The organism is Pseudoalteromonas sp. GABNS16E, assembly GCF_028598715.1.
Lineage (GTDB): Bacteria > Pseudomonadota > Gammaproteobacteria > Enterobacterales > Alteromonadaceae > Pseudoalteromonas > Pseudoalteromonas atlantica.
In genome coordinates, this window is sequence record NZ_JAQREZ010000028.1 from 1 (window position 1) to 19,882 (window position 19,882).

Sequence of the window (19,882 nt, forward strand, 5' to 3'; positions counted from 1 at the left end):
TAGGCCTGCCGCCAGCGTTCAATCTGAGCCATGATCAAACTCTTCAATTAAAAAGTTTTGTGTCTTTCGACAGCTCAATGAATTCTGAATTTATTTAATATCTTTCGATATTGAATTGACTGTGCTGAATAACTACCTAAGTAATTATTCTGTTGGTCACTCAGTTTCAATTGAGACTCTAAATTTGTTTGCCTCACTACCTAAGTAGCTTGACTGTTAGAACTCAATCTGTACGAGTGCCCACACAGATGATTGCTTTATATTATTAAAGAACGTTGCGACGTTGTCGCTAGGGATGCGTATAATACATCCTTTATTTTTCGAGTCAACACTTAATTTTAAACTTTCTTTTTAGAAGATTTAAAACCGAAGTTTTACTTAACTCTGTGAGCAGCTCCTGCCTCGCTATGCGTTGGCGTTCCCCGTCTCAGTGGGGTCGCATTATAGGGAGAACAGATTTTTACGCAAGCACTTTTTAAAGAAAAACCAAAAAAAAGCACTGTTCGGTCAATATGTGAACTAAACCCTCTATAACTGGTAGTTTTATAATCAAAACAGGCCTTTTCTGGCCTATATTTAAGTGTTGCTGTTACACTCAAGCGACTATAACTGGTATTTAAAAGGTATATATATGGCTATCCGTTCTTATAAAGGTGTGACTCCCTCTTTTAATTCGTCTGTTTATGTTGATGAATCGTCTGTTTTGGTAGGAGATATTACTATTGGTGACCACAGTAGCGTATGGCCATTAGTGGCAGCGCGAGGAGATGTTAACTATATACGTATTGGTGAACGTACAAATATACAAGATGGTAGTGTTCTTCATTTATCACGCGCGACTAAAAGTAACCCAGATGGTTACCCACTTATTATTGGTGATGATGTGACAGTAGGACACAAGGTGATGCTGCATGGATGTACGCTTGGAAATCGTATACTTGTCGGTATGGGCGCTATTGTAATGGATAATGTAATAGTAGAGGACGACGTTATTATTGGTGGGGGTTCATTAGTACCGCCAAATAAACGATTGGAGTCTGGTTATTTATATGTTGGTAGTCCGGTAAAGCAAGCCCGCCCATTAACAGAGCAAGAGCTTGCCTTTTTAAAAGTATCGGCAGATAACTATGTGCAATTAAAAGACGAGTATTTAGCAGAGATCAACTAGATTCACTTCTATCTGCCCTGCCGAGTTATAACTTTCATTTTCTATAAGTTGCTCGGCACATTCTTCGTAATCAAATCGGTATTTATCAAAATGCTGCGTTGCATGGCTTTCATCTTGAAGCCCTAGCTTTCGTAAATCTATAATACACTCCACCAGCATCCCTGTTACTTGTGCAAAAAAGACTAGTTGGTGGGAAGGTTCTCTAAACTCGAGTCTATCTATAAACTGTATGGCTTGATTCATTTAAGCATGCCTTGTTTTAGTGCTTTAACAACAGGAAGTATGGCGGGCATTTTATTACGCCATACATAATATGCCTGTGCGGCTTGGCCTACCAACATACCACTGCCATCTAACAGCTTAGCGTGGTTATTATGCTCTGCAACCCAGTTCATAAATATGGTATTTTGCTGGGAGTAAAACATATCGTATGCCACCGTGCACTGACTTAGGTATTTTTCGTCAAGTGCTGGTAACTTGTTGTTCATACTGCTAGAGGTAGAATTTACGATAAGTGAGTAATTGCTTACAGGTAGTGTATCGAACCCATAGCCTGTTACCTTGCCATATTCAGCAAATAGTAGTGCTAAGTCTTGCGCTTTTTTTGCCGTGCGATTAACAATCGTTATTTCAGCTGGGTTATGCTCAAGTAGCGGTAGTATTACCCCTCTTGCTGCGCCACCAGCACCAATAATTAAAATACGCTTATTGGTAATTGTCACTTCATTGGCAAGTAAATCATTAACAAAGCCCACACCATCGGTGTTATCGCCTAACAAAGTGCCATCATCGCGTTTTTTAAGTGTATTAACTGCACCAACAATTTTAGCAAGTGGGGTGAGTTCATCAGCCATGGCATACGCTTGCTCTTTAAATGGCATAGTAACGTTGGCACCTATCCCGCCTTGCTCAAAAAAGGTGGTTACTGTTTTTTCAAAGTGATCGATAGGTGCTAATATTGCGCGGTAGTCGATTTGCTCACCCAAAGATACAGCAAATTGTTTATGTATCGCGGGGGATTTTGAATGTTTGATTGGATTTCCAAAAACCGCATATTTGTCCATTTTAAAGCAACCTCTTTGCAGCTATACACTGCCTATTAACGATGATAAGTAATATGATTAAACGACTTTTTTCAAAATCTAAACCAGCTCCTGAGCAACCAGCGCCCACTCCTGAGAAAACACCGTATGAAATTATTGGTGGAGAAGCAGGTACCCGTGCTATTGCTAATAGATTCTACGACATAATGGCCAGCGATGAATACGTCAAACCATTATATGATATGCATCCTCTGCCATTAGATAGAATTCGCCAAGTATTTTTTGAGTTTTTATCGGGTTGGTTAGGCGGCCCTAACCTATTTACTGAAAAACATGGCCAACCTATGCTGCGCAAACGCCATATGCCTTTTACTATAAATAAAGACCTGCGCGATCAGTGGATGTATTGCATGAATAAAACCCTCGATATAGAAGTAGACAACCCCCTACTGCGCGAAGGGTTAAAGCAGTCTTTTGGACAACTTGCCACCCATATGATTAATGAACACTAATTGTAACTGCTTAGCAAAAAGGCGCTGTTTAGCGCCTTTTATTAGGGTTTATTGACCTTTGCGGATTGAACAGCCCCTACCTTAATTTAATATTTATAACTGCCACTCTCTGGCTATCAAATCAGTGGGTTTAGTGCTTAGCCACTCTTGTGGACGTAAATAGTATTGATACAAATTAGCCTCTGCGCTGTCGGGCGCGGGCTTATAATTGTACTCCCAACGCGCCAGTGGTGGCATCGACATTAATATAGACTCTGTGCGCCCACCGCTTTGTAAGCCAAATAAAGTGCCTCTATCCCACACAAGGTTAAATTCTACGTAACGACCGCGGCGATACAATTGAAAGTCGCGCTGCTGTTGCGTGTATTCATCATTTTTACGACGCTCAATAATAGGTAAGTACGCATCTAAAAAACCATTACCAACCGATTGCATAAATGCAAAGCTCTGCTCAAACCCTAGTTCGTTTAAGTCATCAAAAAATAAGCCGCCTACACCGCGTGTTTCGTCGCGATGTTTTAGGTAAAAATATTCATCGCACCACGTTTTGTATTTTGGATACACTTGTTCACCAAATGGTGCACAAATGTCGTGTGCGACTTGGTGCCAATGCTGTACATCTTCAAAAACGGGGTAAAAAGGCGTTAAGTCAAACCCTCCGCCAAACCACCAAATAGGCTCTTCGCCTTCTTTTTCAGCTATAAAAAAGCGTACATTGGCATGACTTGTAGGAACATGTGGGTTTTTTGGATGAATAACTAATGAAACACCACATGCATGAAAGCTTCGCCCCGCAAGCTCAGGCCTATGAGCGGTCGCAGAGCCCGGCATAGATGCACCAAACACATGCGAGTAGTTAACGCCGCCTTGCTCTATTACATTGCCGTTAGTGGTAACACGCGTACGCCCGCCACCGCCTTCGGCACGTTGCCAGCTATCTTCTACAAATTTTGCACTGCCATCGGCCTGCTCTAAACCTTGGCAAATGGTGTCTTGCAAAGCCATAAAATACGCTTTTACTTGTTCCAATAATTCGCTTTGCATATTAACCTCTAAATACTTTGCCAGTCATGGCGTCTTTAATTGTGCTTGGCTGCGTGTTGCCCCCTAAGGGCTCATCAATGTAACAGCCTACCTTATCTGCAAATTGCTGCTTGGCTTGTTCAATACTTGTTACCGTTGGCTGTCCGGTTAAATTAGCACTAGTAGAGACAAGAGGCTTGCCTAATTGCTGGCACAAGCGCTTAACACTTGGATGATCAGTAACCCGTACGGCAATCGTATCAAACTGCCCTGTTAACCATTTAGGCGTATTTTTAGCTGCAGGCATTACCCAAGTAATAGCACCGGGCCAACTAGAAAAAATATCAGCGCGTTTGTCCATTGGCAGCTTTACATCGTCAACATACTTTAATAACTGGCCGTAGTTATCGGCGATTAAAATAAGGCCCTTTTCAACGGGACGCTGTTTTATTTCTAGCAACTTCTCAACAGCTTGCTGATTATCTGGATCACACCCTAAACCATAGACAGCTTCAGTAGGATATAAAATAACTTCACCTTGCTCTAAGCAAGATATAGCCGTAGGCAATGTAGAAAGGTCTGACAAAATATGCTCCAGAAATTTATATTAATCAGTAGTGGTAAGTTTATGCAGGCAACTTTTTTGTGGGCACTGTAGCACAGTACCATTGGCCATTTTTTTCTCAATAACAAGCGGCCAATCGCACTTAGGGCATGGCTTGGCTATTGGTTTGTTATTTAGAGTATATTTACAGCTTGGGTAACAATCGCATGAGTAAAACGTTTTACCAAATTTATTGCTGCGTGCAACTAGCTGCCCTTTTTTACATTTAGGACACCCAGGTAATTCATCATCGTTATTATTAGGTTCGTCATCGTGAGCGATATAATGACACTCAGGGTACCCTGTACAGCCAATAAACATGCCATAACGGCCATTTTTAACCACCAGCGGTTTTGTGCACTGTGGGCAGGCTGAATCTTCAAGAACCTTTATTTCGTTGCTGTCGTGATGCGCTAATGGACGAATAAAGTCGCATTTAGGGTAACTAGCACAACCCAAAAACGGACCAGTCTTAGAGTTACGGATCACTAATTCAGAACCACATTGTGGGCAGACTTCGTATTCTTTTTCTAAGGCGTGTTTATCCGCCGAGAAAAGCGAATGGTCGATTTTACTCATGAGGTTCCTAATGGGTTGCTGAATTTTCGCCTAATATACCCAAACCACTTAAAGATACAAGCTGTGCATATATGTTTAAGTGGTTTGGCATACAATTTTAATGTAGAAGTTCGGTGGGTTCGTCAAATATAAGGTCTTCCATTTGCTCGTAAGCCTCTTCTGAGCCAGGTACGTTAAATAACACCATAAGCACCACCCACTTTAAGTCATCGAGCGAAATATAAGGTTTATCTAATGCGGCTAGGCGGTCCATAACCATTTCACGGGTTACACTGTTAACCACCCTTATTTGCTCTAAAAACATCAAAAAGCCACGGCATTCAACGTTTAACATTTTGCATTCGCTATCGGTAAAAATGCGCATTGCTTGGTGAGGCTTTGTAATTAAGTAGGGCGACTCGTCGCTGCGTTGTAAATCGGCCAATTGTTCAAGCCAGTTTAACGCTTTAAAAATTTCGGTCTTATTAAAGCCCGCGCGAAGTAATTCATCGGTAAGCTCGTTTTCTTCAATATAAATATCGGCTTCACTGTGAATGTAGTTTTCAAAAAGATACATGAGAATATCAAACATATTACCTTCCTGTGCTTAGCTTTATATACCCGTCTAACACTCGCTCTATTTCGTCGTCTAACTCTAAGTCGAGCAACCTTGCCAGCACTTTATCAATTGGCCACTTGGCGCGACGTACAATTTCATCAACACTGGTTACCTCATACCCTATACTATTTAACACCTCACACTGTGACTGTTTGTTTACAGGCTCCTCTTTATTATATAGACCGCTTTGATAAGAAAAGCTCACCTCATCCAAAATATCTGTTACATTTTCGACTAACTTAGCGCCCTGCTTTATTAAAAAATGACTCGCTTGCGATAAAGGGTTTTTAATAGAGCCAGGTACTGCAAACACTTCTTTATTTTGTTCAATAGCGTAACGTACCGTGATCAATGAACCGCTTTTAATTTCAGCCTCTACAATAACCACGCCTAAAGACAGCCCTGATATAATACGGTTTCTGCGTGGAAAGTTATGCGCATTAGCGGCGGTACCCGGTAAAAACTCGCTTATTAATAAGCCATGCTCTAATACTTGGTCTGTTAATAATTTATGGCGTTTGGGGTAGTAAATATCAACCCCAGTCCCTAATACACCAATTGTTTTGCCATTATTGGCCAATGCGCCTTTGTGCGCGGCACCATCAATACCCCGCGCCATGCCCGAGGTAACAGTAATACCGGCTAAAGTAAGCTGATAAGCAAGCTCCGAAGCTATTTCAAGCCCCGTAGGGGTCGCGTTTCTACTGCCAACAATAGCCACTTGCGGGCTAGATAACAGCGATATATCGCCTTTACAAAATAACAGTAAAGGGGCACTGGCTATGTGTTTTAGCTCGTTTGGGTATAGCGCATCAAAAATACACACCACAGTAATATTAAGCTGCTGTATTTGTTGTTCGTAATGGTTTACTTGCTGCCAATTGGTATTGAGTAAGTTGCAGGCTTGGTTTTGGGTAAGGCCAAGCTGTTGTAATTCACTTTGGTTTAAATCAAATAATGATTCGAGGGGGTGAGTATGTGATAAGGCTAACAGTGTTTTAATACCTAAGCCTTTACACATATAAAAGGCAAGCCAGTGGGCTAGCTTGCCAGATGACTGATCCATGCTCTCTCCTAGAGCACCGACTCGCTACAACTTAATGAATTACTACACTATCTCCAACGCGAATTGGGTGCTGATTTTTTGTTATTAATGCATAACTCACTTTGTCATACACTTTAAATACAATTAACTCACCCACTTTTTCATGTGGCATTGTCCATGTTGTGGTGTCTTCATCTGGCTCGCTGCCAAATAATTCACCTGCATCAGATAAAAGCTTTTCAAATTTGCTCGAATCCTCTGGATAACGCGGTCCTCGTGGGCCATCAATAACGGTGGGTGATTGGCGTTCTAAATCGAGGATATGACCAACTTCAATTTGTTGCTCAGCACCTAAGTTTAGCACCACTACATCCATTGTGCTGAATTCTCTTACTTGGCGCGGCGAGTCAATAACACTGCCTGATACACTTTGCTTAGGACGATGCATATTAAAGTACGCTGGTAACATTTGGCCTTGCATAGCAGGGAGTAAAAAATCGCCTTGTTGTATTTCTTGTTTAACTGACTCAACCCGTAAAGACGATGGTACGCCATTGCTTTCATCGCCCGTTCTAAATGCACGAGCCATACCGACATAAGTAGCGCGAGTAGCTAGCTCTTCACCGGTTTGTGTATCTATGTAAGGTTCGCCTTTGTGATAAATAGCATACGCTTTATGTACTTTTAAATCGCCCTTAACGTATAAAATATGCCCGAGAGTTTGCGTTTTAGTATTTTCGTTTGCCCCTAAAATATACGGCTTATCATCTATGTCATCGCTGTTAATCGCTTGCTCATAACTTAAATAAGGTTTAATTATTTCAAGTGGCAAAGTGGTGATGGCGTTATTACCTTTTGGTGTAATACGCCCTTGCGGCGATAACTTTCTGTACGCTTTATTAATCACCAAACGCGGGTTACCGTCGGCGTCGTACACTAACGCGAGTGCATCGCCTGGGTAAATTAGATGCGGGTTATCTATTTGCGGGTTCATTTGCCACAACTCTGGCCACAGCCATGGTTCTTCTAAATAAATGCCGGAAATATCCCAAAGGGTATCGCCTTTTTTTACAACATATTGTTTTGGAGCATCTTTTTTTATTTGTAAAACATCAGCGACTGCAGGAAAAGCAGTACTTAGTGCAAACATAATTGCAGCCAATTGAGATTTCATTGGGCTTCCTTGTATTGTTTTTTCATTATTATTGACCAAAACCTGTTAAAGGGGAACGCGAATGGCTAAAATAAGAGCATACAATACCCTAAATTAAGCACAAGTGTAAAAAGGTAACTATGGCTAGGTTAGAAGTTTTAAGATTTCCAGATGAGCGTTTACGTACGGTAGCAAAAGAAGTTGCACAGGTTGATGACAACGTTCGCCAAATTGTAAAAGACATGCTAGAGACAATGTACGATGAAAACGGCATTGGGCTAGCTGCTACACAGGTTGATATTCATCAACGTATTGTGGTGATCGACGTATCAGAAGAACGCGACGAACCACTGGTTTTAATTAACCCACAAATTATTAAAAAAGATGGTGCAACAATTAGCGAAGAAGGCTGTTTATCAGTGCCTAACTCTTACGCAAAAGTAGACCGTGCTGAAACCGTAACCGTTGCTGCTCTTAACGAAAATGGTGAAGAATTTGTACTAGATGCAGATGAGCTATTAGCTATTTGTATTCAACACGAACTAGATCACTTACAAGGTAAACTATTTATTGATTACCTATCGCCATTAAAGCGTCAACGTATTCGCAAAAAGCTTGAAAAAGAAGCTAAATTTGCCGCGAAGTAATAAGCACCTTAGGAAAACTCAGTGACAAAACCACTACGCATTATATTTGCCGGTACGCCGGACTTTGCCGCTCGTCACCTACAAGCGTTAATTCAAAGCGAACACCAAATTGTTGGTGTTTACAGCCAACCAGATCGCCCTGCTGGGCGTGGTAAAAAATTAAAAGCCAGTGAAGTAAAAGCGCTTGCGCTTGAACATGAACTACCTGTTTTTCAGCCACAATCATTAAAAAATGAAGACGCACTCACTGAGCTTAAAAGCTTAAATGCCGATATCATGATTGTGGTGGCTTATGGCTTAATTTTACCAAAAGCCATTTTAGAGGCACCACGCTTAGGGTGTTTAAATGTGCATGGCTCTATTTTACCGCGCTGGCGCGGTGCTGCGCCTATACAGCGCGCAATTTGGGCTGGCGATGAAGATACCGGCGTAACCATAATGCAAATGGATGAAGGGCTTGATACCGGCGACATGCTGCACATTAGCCGCTGCCCTATTGCTGCGGATGAAACCAGTGCCAGTTTATACACTAAACTGGCTGAACTTGGCCCCGAAGCACTTATTCAAACCATTAATAAGTTAGCCAATGGCGAGCTTATAGCAGAGCCGCAAAACGACGAGCTGGCAAATTACGCTAAAAAGCTTTCAAAAGAGGAAGCAAATATTGATTGGACGATGGATGCTGTACAAATTGAGCGTAATATTCGTGCATTTAATCCATGGCCAGTGTGTTTTACTCAAATGGGTGAGCACAGCGTAAAAATTTACCAAGCCTCAGTCGTTGAGCAAACAGGCCCTGCGGGCGTTGTTTTATCAAGCGATAAAAACGGCATTGTAGTGGCGTGTGGCAAGCAAGCATTAAGTATTACACAGCTGCAACCCCAAGGTAAAAAACCAATGGCAATTAGCGACTTTTTAAACGGTCGCAGTGACTGGGTAACTCCTGGCACCGTATTAGGCGAAAACAATGAGTAATGTTCAAAACGTACGTGCGCTTGCCGCTGAAACTTTATATAACGTGGTTGATAAAGGCGCTTCGCTAAATCAAGAACTGCCATTTGCCAGCCAAGGGCTGCCCCCTAAAGACAAAGCGCTATTACAGCAAATTTGTTACGGCGTGTTGCGCTACCTACCTAGCCTTGAAAACTACTGCCAACATTTAGTAGAACAGCCACTTAAGGGTAAACGTCGTATTTTTCAGTTTTTGTTGTATGTCGGTATATATCAGCTGCAGCATATGCGCGTGCCACCGCATGCCGCCATTTCTGAAACCGTTAATGCCCTTGGCCAAATGCGTGCATTAGGCTTAAAAGGCTTAATTAACGCTATTTTGCGTAGTTTTCAGCGCCAACAAAGCGAGCTTGAAGAAAAAGCCAAGCAAATACCAGTGTGTTTATATAACCATCCAAATTGGTTTATTAAACAAGTGCAAGCTGCCTACCCAGACAACTGGGAAGCGCTTCTTGAAGAAAACCAACAACAAGCCCCTATGTGGTTACGTGTCAATCAAGCCCAATACAGCACGCAACAATACAGCGAAATGTTAACGGCTAACGATATAGAGCACACGTTAAACCCTGAGTTTGTTGATGGTATTAAACTAGCTAAGCCGCGTGATGTATTTTCGTTGCCAGAATTTGATGTGGGCGCCTGCTCTGTACAAGATGCCGCAGCGCAATTAGCCGCACGCTTTTTAGCACCTCAAGCTGATGAATACATTTTAGATGCCTGTGCAGCACCTGGCGGTAAAACATGTCATATATTAGAGCTTGCCGATGCAGAAGTATTAGCACTTGATAGTGACGCCAGTCGCCTAGAACGTGTTAAACAAAATTTAACCCGTATCGGTTTAGGCGCAGACCTACAATGTGCAGACGCTTCGCAGCCACACACATGGTGGGATGAGCAACAGTTTGACCGCATTTTATTAGATGTCCCTTGTTCGGCAACCGGTGTTATACGCCGCCACCCAGATATAAAATGGCTTCGCCGCGCATCAGACATTGAAGATTTAGCTACACTACAGAGCGATATACTCAATAGCATTTGGCCGCTACTAAAACCAGGCGGCACAATGATATACGCAACCTGTTCGGTACTGCCGCAAGAGAACCAACAGCAAGTCGCTAAATTTTTAGCTAATAATAGTGACGTTGAGCATATACCACTGCACGACAACGACACAGTTACCAACCCTGGTTTACAATTACTACCAGGTGAAAGCGACGGATTTTATTACGCTAAGCTAGTTAAAAAAGCCTAATAGCCGTACACTCAATAGCCATTTATTAAACAGTAAATGGCTATTTTTTTAATTAAACAGTAATTCGGGTAAATAATGAAAATAATCATACTCGGTGCCGGACAAGTCGGTGGTACGCTTGCTGAAAACTTAGTTGGCGAACAAAACGAAATAACCGTTGTTGATATAGACGGCAACCGCTTACGAGAGCTACAAGATAAGTACGACTTACAAGGGGTCACGGGGCACAGTGCTCACCCAGATGTGCTCAGACGTGCAGGTGCTGAAGACGCCGACATGATTATTGCGGTAACCAGCTCAGATGAAGTCAATATGGTGGCGTGCCAAGTCGCGTATAGTATTTTTAATACGCCAACTAAAATAGCCCGTATCCGATCAGAGCAATATTTAAAATACCGCGAAAAGCTATTTCATAACGATGACCTCCCGGTTGATCACTATATTGCCCCCGAAGCACTTGTTACCAAATATATTCGCCGTTTAATAGATTACCCAGGCGCGTTGCAAGTGCTGCAATTTGCCGATGGCATGCTCTCTCTTGTGGCTGTAAAAGCTTACTACGGTGGCTTATTAGTGGGTTATGCGCTTTCTGCTTTAAAAGAGCATATTCCGAATGTAGAAACCCGTGTAGCAGCAATTTATCGCCAAGGTAAAGCTATAAAGCCACTGGGCACCACGGTAATAGAAGCGGACGATGAAGTATTTTTCATTGCTGCCACTAAGCATATTCGCGCAGTTATGAACGAGCTACAAAAACTTGAGCGTTCTTACAAAAAAATTATGATAGCCGGTGGCGGTAACATTGGTGCAGGCCTTGCTCGCTCACTGGAAAAAAACCACAGCGTTAAGTTACTAGAGCGCAGTAAAGAGCGTGCTGAGCAACTCTCTGAAATGCTAGATAACACCGTCGTGTTTTGTGGAGACGCCTCAGACCAAGAACTACTATCTGAAGAGCACATAGAACAAGTTGATGTGTTTATTGCTGTAACCAACGACGATGAAGCAAATATAATGTCGGCCATGCTTGCAAAACGCATGGGCGCACAAAAAACCATGGTGCTTATTCAGCGTGGTGCGTATGTAGATTTAGTGCAAGGGGGTGAAATAGATATTGCTATATCACCACAACAAGCAACTATTTCGGCGCTACTTACACACGTACGCCGTGGCGATATTGTTAATGTGTACTCGTTACGTAAAGGCGCGGCAGAGGCCATTGAAGCCGTTGCCCATGGCGATGAAAACACATCAAAAGTAGTTGGCCGTGCGATTGCCGATATCAAGCTACCTGCAGGTACAACGATTGGTGCTATTGTACGTAATGACGACGTACTGATTGCCCACGACGACACGGTTATTATGTCTGGTGATCACGTTATTATGTTTTTAATCGATAAAAAGCATATCAACGTAGTAGAAAAGCTATTCCAAGTTAGCGCTATATTTTTATAGTTAAACACAAAAAAGCCGCTGACTAAGGCGGCTTTAGTGGAGTATGTTTTTTTAATGCTAGGCAACCCTGCTTAGCAGCTTCTAATTACTGTACTTTTGAAAACTCTTGCTCAGAAATTTCACCATTACCATCAGTATCTAGCTGGTCAAAAATTTTCACTAGCTGTGAATTTACCTGCGCTTCTTGCTTTGAAATTGCACCATCACCATCGGCATCGAACGAGGCAAAGTCGACTGCAGCGTACGCCGCTGATGAAGAAGCTAATACGATAACGGCAAGTGCTGTATTTAATGTTTTCATAGTTGTGTCCTAATTAAGAGGAAATCCTTTTCTAAGATCCATGGGTTTAAAAATTAACTAAAAAGTGCTTTTGTCAATGTGCATTATTAAGTTTTAATGCACATTGGATTAGAGCAAATGACTCTTTGCTAAGTGAACATGCGCTGCCCTGCGCTCAATTGGCAAAGATCATCACACCCTAGTATTTAGAGAACTCTTGCTTTGAAAGCTCACCATTTCCATCGGTATCAAGCTCAACAAACTCAGCCATTAAATCCGCATCCACCGATGCTTCCGCTTGGCTAATGGCGTCATTGCCATCTACATCTAGCGTGTCAAAATCAGTCCCTGCAAAGGCAGCAGAAGAAGAGGCAATAGCCATAAATGCGAGTGCTTTATTTAAATGCTTCATAATTTAATCCTTCAATATAAACAAATTAGTTAAGTTCACTACGTGGTGTACGCAATCCTTGTAATCCTTTTTCGTAAGCTCCCTTGCCTACTTAGGTTGTCATTGGCAACTCAGGATTGTTACCACACTTTAAGCTTCTGAAAATTCTTCTTTTGATAGCTCACCATCTTGGTCAGTATCTAATTCTGAGAACATGCTCATCAGTTTTGCATCAATTGATGCCTCTGATTTGCTAATCGTGCCGCTGCCATCTACATCTAACGTATCAAAATCGGTTGCTGCAAATGCCGCTGATGATGAAGCAAGGGCGATAAGTGCTAAAGTTTTATTAATGCTTTTCATAATATAATTCCTTCAAGTATATGTGTGCGATTAAGTGTTTTACTTTAAATCACGTTATTGTTCAGTACAGCCAGACTATTACAACTTGAATGCCAAGTTTTAAAAGCTCATTAATTTCAATAAGTTAAAAGAGTGCTTGGCTATTTTTGATAAATTTGCGGGGGTTTTATGTTGCAAACTAGCAACAAAGGGTATAGCTAAGTTTTTAAATACAATAAAAACAGCTAGTTACATAAGAGAAAAAAGCTACAATTTTCGGCGTAAATTGTAAGGATGAAGATTTATCGAAACAAGAGACTAAATTTTAGCCGTGAGGGGAGCTAACGTATCAAAATAACTCACTCGTAAAACTAATCTATACAGCTGATTTTTATAGAAAATAAAAATTATTTTTTGAATTTTTAAAAAATATGACTGCCACTCAAATAAAAAATGGCCATTTGTTGCTATTAAGCGAAAGTGCTTATTCTAATGGCAGCTCAAGCATCGCGGGATCGATAAAGTGCTCTTTCATAAATGCCTTCATTTCATCTTCACTGGCTAGAAGTTTAATACCACAATTAACTCCCGCGGCGTGTTCTTTTACACTGCATATTTCGCCAGTAAATGCTTTATTGTTGGTATCAACCGTCACCGTGCATTGCATATCTTTAATATTTTCATCGTTTTGATCGCCGCGGACATCAAACATCACCCCGGTAAGCGAGATGTCTTTAATCACCCCTTCAAGTACTCTATCGTCACTGAGAGTTAATTTTGCAGGTAATAAGGTAGGTATGCGTGTTTGCGCGCGCAGTGCAAATAACTGCACTTGCGTAGGGTAATTAATAAAAATGAGCCTAGCAGGGTGTGAGGCAACCGACATAAGCTGCTGCCTAAATGCTATTACTTGTCCGCCACTGCCTTCTATAACCGCTCTTACCACCACCATTACACCGTCACGTAGGTAATCACTTGCAGCAGGTAAACGCTTTGAACTTGGGTAATTTAAAATAATAAATTTATTTTCTAGCAAGCCAATAAACTCTGTTTTTACGCGTTTACTACTGGTAGGCGTAACAATTTCCAAGTCGACCAATCGCCCTGTTGTTAACTGGTGTAATTTATCTAAATTAGAATGTGGCATGCCTGTTCCTAAGCATCATTTATATATTATTACCCACGCCAAAAGGTCGGCGTAAATAGCACGAGTAAGGTGAAAATTTCTAAGCGACCAAATACCATGGCAATGGTTAATAGCCATTTGGCACCATCGCTCACCGCCCCATAATGCGAGGCAACATCACCTAAGCCTGGGCCTAAATTATTTAAACACGCCGCCGTAGCAGAGAACGCGGTAATGTTGTCCATGCCGGTTCCCATTAGTGCCAGCATTATAATAATAAACACCAATGCGTACGCTGAGAAAAACCCCCAAACCGCTTCAACTACTTTATCGGGCAGGGCTTTACGACCAAGCTTAATAGAGTATATAGCACGTGGGTGCACTAAGCGGTTAAGCTCACGTATGCCTTGTAGGTAAAGTAAAAACACGCGTACAACTTTCATACCGCCACCGGTTGAACCTGCACAGCCACCTATAAAGCTCGAAAAAATAAGCAATATAGGTAAAAACAGCGGCCAAGTAGAAAAGTTATCGGTGGCAAAACCGGCTGTGGTACTCATAGACACCGCCTGAAATAAGGCCTGATCGAGGGTTTCATCGCCATCGGCAAATATTTCGTTAGATGAGAGCACCGTAAAACAAATCACCACCAGCGCTAACTGTATCAGTAAAAAAACTTTAAATTCAGGGTCACGAATGTATACCTGAATATTACGACTCGCTACCGCCGCGTAATGCAGTGAAAAGTTAACCGCAGCAATAATTAAAAAGAAAACACATATAAAGTTAATGACAGGGCTATCAAAGTGCCCTATTGAGGCATCGTAAGTAGAAAAACCGCCAATCGCCACTGTAGAAAACGCATGGCATATAGCATCAAACCACTCCATACCTGCCGCCCAATACGCCAACATACAGGTTACCGTTAACGACACATAAATGTACCAAAGGTGCTTTGCGGTATCGGCAATGCGGGGGGTCATTTTTGAATCTTTTACTGGGCCTGGGATCTCAGCTCGGTATAACTGCATGCCACCGACCCCAAGCATGGGCAGAATAGCAACAGCAAGTACAATGATACCCATACCGCCAAACCACTGTAATTGCTGGCGATAAAACAAAACAGACTTAGGCAGGTATTCAATTCCGGTAAGTACAGTGGCCCCAGTGGTTGTAAGGCCAGAAAAGGCCTCAAACACCGCATCGGCCATAGACAAATTAGGTTCTTGTAAAAAAATCAGCGGTAACGATGCAAACGCCCCTAGTACCAGCCAAAACAGTACAACAATTAAAAAGCCTTCGCGTGCTTTTAAGTCGCCGTTTTCATGCCTGTTTGGGTAATAAGCTGTTAAACCAATAACCACACTAAATATAAACGCTAATACAAAAGGCACACCACCACCATCTTTATAAAATAAAGACACCACCGCAGGCGGCACCATGGTAATACTAAACAGCGCAACAAGTTGGCCAAGGATTTTTATGATGGTACGAAATTGCATGTAGCTTATCGCTTTTATTATTAGTAAATATAAGTGTGTAAGTTATTGTCTTACTCTTTGATAGTTAACTCAACTGCGCCATGGCTTAAATCAAAAATATCTTTAATGGCCTGTTTTGCTTGGCGGCTATCAATAGTAATAACCCATTCAATATTAGCAGTAAATTGTTTTTCTATATTAAGTACTTGATAATTGGTTTTTAACAATTGCTCTATTGCGCCCTGCATGCTGTATTCACTCTGGCCTACAATCTCGATACTCGGTACTTTAGTCACCGTTTTTAGCTGCGAAAGTGCATTATTAAGCGACCCACCATAGGCACGTACTAACCCACCGGTGCCCAGCTTTATACCGCCAAAATAACGGGTGACAACCGCAGTAATTTCGCCAAGTCCAGAACCCACCAGCACATTAAGCATGGGCTTTCCTGCGGTACCATTTGGCTCGCCATCATCAGAAAAACCATAAACATGGCTTCCGCCTGGGTTACCCGCTACGTGCGCCCAACAATTATGACGAGCATCTGGGTACTTTTCTTCAATGCTTTTAATAAATGCTTTAGCAGCCTGTAGGTCTGGCGTATGCGCGATATGAACTATAAAGGTGCTTTTTTTAATTTCTTCTTGATGAAACACATCATCGGCGGGGTATTTATATTCAGACATAATTAAAGCTCAATTAAAAATGGGGCCAAAAGGCCCCTTTGCATTCGCGTATTTTAGCGCGTATTGGCGAGCTCGTCTTTATTAGCTTAGTCGAGCGCTAAATCACGAGTCATATTTTCTAGGCTGTCTTCGTGAACAATAATATTGTCTTCAATACGAATACCGCCGTATGGTTTTAATGACTCGATTTTTTCCCAGTTAATAAACTGCTTACTGTCGGTTTGCGCTAAATCACCTAATAATGAGTCTATAAAGTAAAGCCCTGGCTCAATAGTAAATACTTGGTTTTTCTCTATTTTACGAGTACAACGTAAGAATGGGTGCCCTTCTGGCGATGGCTGGTGGGTGCCTTTATCATCACGCATAAAGCCGCCCATATCGTGCACTTGTAAGCCAAGGTGATGGCCCAAGCCATGAGGAAAAAATGTTGAGGTAATTTTACGTTCCACAATTTCTGTTGCAGGTAAGTTTACAATATTGAAGTCGCTAAGAATTTGCGCAATACGGTTATGGCAATCAACGTGTAAATCGCCATATAACATGCCAGGCTTTAATGCGTTGCCTAGCTCAATTTGTATTGCCGTCATAGTTTGTACTAGTTCAGCAAACTCGCCCTGCTTTTTAAAATCGTACGTACGGGTTATATCTGCGGCATACCCATTAAAGTTTGCGCCAGCATCGATTAAAAACGAATTATGAGTAAGCGGTGCTTTTGGCTCAAAATGTGTGTAATGCAAAATAGCGCAGTTTTCGTTAAGCGCTACTATGTTGCCATACGGCATTTCGTTTTCGCTTTGGCGTGTAGCCATAAGGTACGCTTGCTGAATATCAAATTCGCTACCACCATTATAAAACGTATCGCGTGCTGCTTTATGTCCATCTACCGCGATGCGGTTGGCTTGGCGTAAACATTCAAGCTCGTACTGCGTTTTATAAGCGCGGTTATAATGAATATAGTTAAGTACTGGCTCAGGGTTCATAATACTAAAGCCAAGCGCTTGCGCTACCTCTAGGTATTCGCCCATGTAAGCGTATTTAGCTTTATCGTAAGGTAATAGTTTTTCAACTTGATCAGGCTGTAGCAATAATTCTATATCAAAGTACTCAGCCCAAAAATCACGCGGCTCATCTGGTACTTTGTGCCAAAAATCAACTGGGCGGTAAAAAATAAGCTTAGGTTTATCGCTACCATTTACCACAATCCAACAATGTGGATTATCAATAACAGGAAGCCATGCTTTAAAGTGTGGATTAACTTTAAATGGGTAATACATATCGTCTAAAAACTGGCGCTTAGCTTGGCCTGAGTGAATAACTAAACCCTCGAGCCCTTCACGGTCACAAATTGTACGCGTACGTTGTTGTAATGTGGCAATATGCTCTGCATATAAAACGGCTAATTTATCCATTGTTAATCCATCTGTTAAATTTAACTTGCTTTGAGTCTACCACTTAAACGTAAAGCACTCAAAAAAGGGGGATATTTAACATGTAAATATCCCCCTAATACTTATACCCATCGTGTTACGTTATTAGCCCTTTATTTAGCACGCTAGAATGGCTAAATATTTTAGGTAATTGGTATTACATAATTTACCCGCCCATTTTCATTTTGAGTAACGGCGCGAGCACGTTTCCTTCTCGGCCCATCCGGGTGTGATAAACCTGGCGATAAGCAAACACATTTTTTACGTAATCTCGCGTTTCTCTATACGGGATCAGCTCAACCCATAGCTCTGCTGGTATGGCTTCGTCAGGTAACCAACGTTTAATACGATGATACCCTGCGTTATAAGATGCCGTAGCAAGTATTTCATTCCCTTTGTTTTTCTTTTTTAAGTACTGCAAGTAACTAGTACCTAAGCGTATATTGGTTTTAGGTTGGTACAAACGCGTACTCGATACCCTTGCTTTGTTAACGTATTCTGCCGTACTAGGGAGCAATTGCATTAAACCACGCGCATTTGCATGCGAACGCGCATCTGGTGCAAACGAGCTTTCGCGCCGTGCAATTGCAATACTCCACGCGGGGTCTATTTTGCTGCGTTTACTGTAGCGCTCAAATATATCTTGAAATGCAAACGGAAAACGCAGTTCAACATAATCCCATGCTTTAATTTTAGCTAACGTGAAAATAACGTTATCGTGCCAATTGTTTTGCGCTGCAACCTTTGAGGCAGCTAGTTTTTCTTCATCAGTAGAGGTGTTCGTTAAGTAATTCCATTCTCGGCGTGCAGAGGTAAAACGCTCGAGTTCGTAAAGTGCTTTTGCACGTTTAAAGCCCGGCGCATTCTTCACCTTCTCTACTAGTTTTTGATCAACCTGCAAAGGCTGATTATTTAAATCAACCGGCAGCCCTAATCGTGCCGCCGCTAAAAAACCATAGTAATCGCGGTTAGCGGCCACTTTAGTCCAAATTTCGTCTGCTTTTTGTTGCTCGCCTCGCTTAGCATAGCTATAAGCAAGCCAATATTGCTGGCCTAAACTTAAATCGTCTTTACCTGTAAAAAAAGCCGCTATGCCTTCCCAGTCTTGGGTTTTAAGCATATTACCAAGTTGCCACTGAATTAGCTTTCTGTCTTGTCGCGCTTTAGGCACTTTATTAAGCCAAAAGCTCGCCTGGCTATGGCCGCTCGACGCTAACGACAGCGCAAAGGTATAATATACCTCCGCCTTTTCATCATCAGCAAAATCAAACATGCCTTCAATTTTTTGCCACGCCTTTAATGCCAGCTCTTTATCACGCCAAATTAAACGCTTAACACCATAAATGGCTATTTGCGCTTCTTTTGCTGACTTAGTTTTATAACGATACAAGCCTGCTGCCGCACTAGGGTCGCGGCGTACTTTTAAGTATAAATCGGCTAAGTAACGCTCGTTTTTAGGTAACAACGTTTTTAAATAAGGGAGTAAACTTTGCGTACCGCCCTGCGCTGCAAGCGTTATGCGCTTCCATATAAGTTCATTATTTAAATAGCCTTTTTTGCGCCAAAGCGAAAATAGCGGGTCGCATTCATTCGGTTGCGACTTACCCACCGTCCATAAATCGGTAACCTGATTAAAAATGGCTTTTTCTGGCGCCCCTAAATCAAGCTGAAAATCTAAAAACGTGCATGTTAGCGCTGCGTTAGACGTTTCTCGGTAGTTTTTTATATAAGCTGCTTTTTTATTGTTTTTTTCAAGATACTCTAACCACGCTTTGCGTACCGGCCACTCAAGCGGGGTATGTTCATAAATGGTTAGGTAATCTTCTATTTCGCTTTGGTATTTAAAATTGGGATGGCGTTGCCAATATGTTTTTTCGACATACGGCTTTAGCGGGTGGTCTAACCCGTTTATTGCTTCTTTAAAGTCTTGGTAGCTTCCATAGCGCACTTTTTTTTCAGCATCTAAAAACGCGTCATTATCGATACTCGCTTGGGCAGAACTAAAAGGAAGAATAAAGGCAGCTGCCACAGCGCTTAATAAAATTTTTTTCATAATATCCTT

22 protein-coding genes are annotated in these 19,882 nt (G+C 41.8%); 6 read left to right on the forward strand and 16 right to left on the reverse strand.

All coding sequences use genetic code 11. The features are described 5' to 3' along the window. The first annotated feature begins 631 nt into the window (after nucleotides 1-631). Nucleotides 632-1,168 carry a gamma carbonic anhydrase family protein gene (locus PSI06_RS12230; protein ID WP_004588027.1) on the forward strand — a complete coding sequence of 179 codons (537 nt, stop codon included), beginning with the start codon at nucleotides 632-634 and terminating at the stop codon, nucleotides 1,166-1,168. Here PSI06_RS12230 and PSI06_RS12235 read toward each other — a convergent pair. Both PSI06_RS12235 and aroE read right to left on the reverse strand, forming a co-directional pair. Further along, nucleotides 1,151-1,411 (reverse strand): DUF1488 domain-containing protein, encoded by a 261-nt coding sequence (locus PSI06_RS12235; RefSeq protein ID WP_004588028.1) that lies wholly within the window; start codon nucleotides 1,409-1,411, stop codon nucleotides 1,151-1,153. The genes PSI06_RS12230 and PSI06_RS12235 overlap by 18 nt on opposite strands. Then, complete coding sequence (gene aroE, locus PSI06_RS12240; protein WP_273603855.1) at nucleotides 1,408-2,232, reverse strand: shikimate dehydrogenase; 825 nt, start codon at nucleotides 2,230-2,232, stop codon at nucleotides 1,408-1,410. Before aroE ends, PSI06_RS12235 begins: the two co-directional genes overlap by 4 nt. Nucleotides 2,233-2,285: 53 nt before the next feature. Here aroE and PSI06_RS12245 point away from each other — a divergent pair, with 53 nt between their 5' ends. Further along, entirely contained in the window at nucleotides 2,286-2,723 is a 438-nt protein-coding gene (locus PSI06_RS12245) for a group II truncated hemoglobin (RefSeq protein WP_256846611.1), read from the forward strand. Between the two features lie 93 nt (nucleotides 2,724-2,816). On the opposite strand, the gene hemF is transcribed toward PSI06_RS12245, so the two are convergent. The 6 genes from hemF to PSI06_RS12275 form a co-directional block, all read right to left on the reverse strand. Continuing rightward, entirely contained in the window at nucleotides 2,817-3,767 is a 951-nt protein-coding gene (gene hemF / locus PSI06_RS12250) for an oxygen-dependent coproporphyrinogen oxidase (RefSeq protein ID WP_054983830.1), read from the reverse strand. A gap of 1 nt (nucleotide 3,768) precedes the next feature. Continuing rightward, complete coding sequence (locus PSI06_RS12255; protein WP_004588032.1) at nucleotides 3,769-4,332, reverse strand: L-threonylcarbamoyladenylate synthase; 564 nt, start codon at nucleotides 4,330-4,332, stop codon at nucleotides 3,769-3,771. A gap of 21 nt (nucleotides 4,333-4,353) precedes the next feature. Next, the gene (locus PSI06_RS12260) at nucleotides 4,354-4,929 is read right to left on the reverse strand and encodes a DNA topoisomerase family protein (protein ID WP_004588033.1); all 576 of its coding nucleotides are present in this window, start codon (nucleotides 4,927-4,929) and stop codon (nucleotides 4,354-4,356) included. A 97-nt stretch (nucleotides 4,930-5,026) separates the two neighbouring features. Next, on the reverse strand, nucleotides 5,027-5,500 hold the full coding sequence (locus PSI06_RS12265; protein WP_004588034.1) for a DUF494 family protein: 474 nt from the start codon (nucleotides 5,498-5,500) through the stop codon (nucleotides 5,027-5,029). Between the two features lies 1 nt (nucleotide 5,501). After that, nucleotides 5,502-6,593 (reverse strand): DNA-processing protein DprA, encoded by a 1,092-nt coding sequence (gene dprA / locus PSI06_RS12270; protein ID WP_004588035.1) that lies wholly within the window; start codon nucleotides 6,591-6,593, stop codon nucleotides 5,502-5,504. 31 nt (nucleotides 6,594-6,624) lie between these two features. Further along, on the reverse strand, nucleotides 6,625-7,746 hold the full coding sequence (locus PSI06_RS12275) for a LysM peptidoglycan-binding domain-containing protein (RefSeq protein ID WP_004588036.1): 1,122 nt from the start codon (nucleotides 7,744-7,746) through the stop codon (nucleotides 6,625-6,627). A 119-nt stretch (nucleotides 7,747-7,865) separates the two neighbouring features. Here PSI06_RS12275 and def point away from each other — a divergent pair, with 119 nt between their 5' ends. The 4 genes from def (at nucleotide 7,866) to trkA (ending at nucleotide 12,087) form a co-directional block, all read left to right on the forward strand. After that, nucleotides 7,866-8,372: a peptide deformylase gene (gene def / locus PSI06_RS12280; RefSeq protein WP_004588037.1), complete on the forward strand. Its 507-nt coding sequence runs from the start codon at nucleotides 7,866-7,868 to the stop codon at nucleotides 8,370-8,372. Nucleotides 8,373-8,393: 21 nt separating this feature from the next. Next, the gene (gene fmt, locus PSI06_RS12285; protein WP_273603853.1) at nucleotides 8,394-9,347 is read left to right on the forward strand and encodes a methionyl-tRNA formyltransferase; all 954 of its coding nucleotides are present in this window, start codon (nucleotides 8,394-8,396) and stop codon (nucleotides 9,345-9,347) included. Beyond that, nucleotides 9,340-10,635: a 16S rRNA (cytosine(967)-C(5))-methyltransferase RsmB gene (gene rsmB, locus PSI06_RS12290; RefSeq protein WP_273603852.1), complete on the forward strand. Its 1,296-nt coding sequence runs from the start codon at nucleotides 9,340-9,342 to the stop codon at nucleotides 10,633-10,635. The genes fmt and rsmB overlap by 8 nt, the downstream gene beginning before the upstream one ends. A 75-nt stretch (nucleotides 10,636-10,710) precedes the next feature. Next, nucleotides 10,711-12,087: a Trk system potassium transporter TrkA gene (trkA, locus tag PSI06_RS12295; protein ID WP_004588040.1), complete on the forward strand. Its 1,377-nt coding sequence runs from the start codon at nucleotides 10,711-10,713 to the stop codon at nucleotides 12,085-12,087. Between the two features lie 85 nt (nucleotides 12,088-12,172). Here the strand turns inward: trkA and PSI06_RS12300 are convergent, their stop codons facing one another. The 8 genes from PSI06_RS12300 to PSI06_RS12335 all read right to left on the reverse strand — a co-directional run bounded on the left by PSI06_RS12300 (nucleotide 12,173) and on the right by PSI06_RS12335 (nucleotide 19,873). Then, nucleotides 12,173-12,388, reverse strand: coding sequence for an EF-hand domain-containing protein (locus tag PSI06_RS12300; RefSeq protein WP_004588041.1), 216 nt, complete (start codon nucleotides 12,386-12,388; stop codon nucleotides 12,173-12,175). A 178-nt stretch (nucleotides 12,389-12,566) separates the two neighbouring features. Continuing rightward, nucleotides 12,567-12,779 carry a calmodulin gene (locus PSI06_RS12305; RefSeq protein WP_273603851.1) on the reverse strand — a complete coding sequence of 71 codons (213 nt, stop codon included), beginning with the start codon at nucleotides 12,777-12,779 and terminating at the stop codon, nucleotides 12,567-12,569. Nucleotides 12,780-12,908: 129 nt separating this feature from the next. After that, the gene (locus PSI06_RS12310; RefSeq protein ID WP_004588043.1) at nucleotides 12,909-13,121 is read right to left on the reverse strand and encodes an EF-hand domain-containing protein; all 213 of its coding nucleotides are present in this window, start codon (nucleotides 13,119-13,121) and stop codon (nucleotides 12,909-12,911) included. A 463-nt stretch (nucleotides 13,122-13,584) separates the two neighbouring features. Further along, nucleotides 13,585-14,247 carry a PilZ domain-containing protein gene (locus PSI06_RS12315; protein ID WP_004588044.1) on the reverse strand — a complete coding sequence of 221 codons (663 nt, stop codon included), beginning with the start codon at nucleotides 14,245-14,247 and terminating at the stop codon, nucleotides 13,585-13,587. 29 nt (nucleotides 14,248-14,276) lie between these two features. Further along, nucleotides 14,277-15,728: a TrkH family potassium uptake protein gene (locus PSI06_RS12320; protein ID WP_004588045.1), complete on the reverse strand. Its 1,452-nt coding sequence runs from the start codon at nucleotides 15,726-15,728 to the stop codon at nucleotides 14,277-14,279. A 50-nt stretch (nucleotides 15,729-15,778) separates the two neighbouring features. Further along, the gene (locus PSI06_RS12325) at nucleotides 15,779-16,393 is read right to left on the reverse strand and encodes a YigZ family protein (protein WP_024032141.1); all 615 of its coding nucleotides are present in this window, start codon (nucleotides 16,391-16,393) and stop codon (nucleotides 15,779-15,781) included. A gap of 86 nt (nucleotides 16,394-16,479) precedes the next feature. Continuing rightward, entirely contained in the window at nucleotides 16,480-17,802 is a 1,323-nt protein-coding gene (gene pepQ / locus PSI06_RS12330) for a Xaa-Pro dipeptidase (RefSeq protein WP_273603850.1), read from the reverse strand. 184 nt (nucleotides 17,803-17,986) lie between these two features. Then, nucleotides 17,987-19,873 (reverse strand): transglycosylase SLT domain-containing protein, encoded by a 1,887-nt coding sequence (locus PSI06_RS12335; RefSeq protein WP_273603849.1) that lies wholly within the window; start codon nucleotides 19,871-19,873, stop codon nucleotides 17,987-17,989. Nucleotides 19,874-19,882 lie beyond the last annotated feature (9 nt).

Bases quoted from the DNA above. Each gene is read 5' to 3' on its own strand.
- hemF (WP_054983830.1), bottom strand. From the start codon at position 3,767: ATGCAAAGCGAATTATTGGAACAAGTAAAAGCGTATTTTATGGCTTTG.
- PSI06_RS12260 (WP_004588033.1), bottom strand. From the start codon at position 4,929: ATGAGTAAAATCGACCATTCGCTTTTCTCGGCGGATAAACACGCCTTA.
- aroE (WP_273603855.1), bottom strand. From the start codon at position 2,232: ATGGACAAATATGCGGTTTTTGGAAATCCAATCAAACATTCAAAATCC.
- PSI06_RS12305 (WP_273603851.1), bottom strand. From the start codon at position 12,779: ATGAAGCATTTAAATAAAGCACTCGCATTTATGGCTATTGCCTCTTCT.
- dprA (WP_004588035.1), bottom strand. From the start codon at position 6,593: ATGGATCAGTCATCTGGCAAGCTAGCCCACTGGCTTGCCTTTTATATG.
- PSI06_RS12230 (WP_004588027.1), top strand. From the start codon at position 632: ATGGCTATCCGTTCTTATAAAGGTGTGACTCCCTCTTTTAATTCGTCT.
- rsmB (WP_273603852.1), top strand. From the start codon at position 9,340: ATGAGTAATGTTCAAAACGTACGTGCGCTTGCCGCTGAAACTTTATAT.
- PSI06_RS12275 (WP_004588036.1), bottom strand. From the start codon at position 7,746: ATGAAATCTCAATTGGCTGCAATTATGTTTGCACTAAGTACTGCTTTT.
- PSI06_RS12245 (WP_256846611.1), top strand. From the start codon at position 2,286: ATGATTAAACGACTTTTTTCAAAATCTAAACCAGCTCCTGAGCAACCA.
- PSI06_RS12335 (WP_273603849.1), bottom strand. From the start codon at position 19,873: ATGAAAAAAATTTTATTAAGCGCTGTGGCAGCTGCCTTTATTCTTCCT.
- PSI06_RS12320 (WP_004588045.1), bottom strand. From the start codon at position 15,728: ATGCAATTTCGTACCATCATAAAAATCCTTGGCCAACTTGTTGCGCTG.
- PSI06_RS12325 (WP_024032141.1), bottom strand. From the start codon at position 16,393: ATGTCTGAATATAAATACCCCGCCGATGATGTGTTTCATCAAGAAGAA.
- PSI06_RS12315 (WP_004588044.1), bottom strand. From the start codon at position 14,247: ATGCCACATTCTAATTTAGATAAATTACACCAGTTAACAACAGGGCGA.
- pepQ (WP_273603850.1), bottom strand. From the start codon at position 17,802: ATGGATAAATTAGCCGTTTTATATGCAGAGCATATTGCCACATTACAA.
- def (WP_004588037.1), top strand. From the start codon at position 7,866: ATGGCTAGGTTAGAAGTTTTAAGATTTCCAGATGAGCGTTTACGTACG.
- PSI06_RS12300 (WP_004588041.1), bottom strand. From the start codon at position 12,388: ATGAAAACATTAAATACAGCACTTGCCGTTATCGTATTAGCTTCTTCA.
- PSI06_RS12310 (WP_004588043.1), bottom strand. From the start codon at position 13,121: ATGAAAAGCATTAATAAAACTTTAGCACTTATCGCCCTTGCTTCATCA.
- trkA (WP_004588040.1), top strand. From the start codon at position 10,711: ATGAAAATAATCATACTCGGTGCCGGACAAGTCGGTGGTACGCTTGCT.
- PSI06_RS12265 (WP_004588034.1), bottom strand. From the start codon at position 5,500: ATGTTTGATATTCTCATGTATCTTTTTGAAAACTACATTCACAGTGAA.
- PSI06_RS12235 (WP_004588028.1), bottom strand. From the start codon at position 1,411: ATGAATCAAGCCATACAGTTTATAGATAGACTCGAGTTTAGAGAACCT.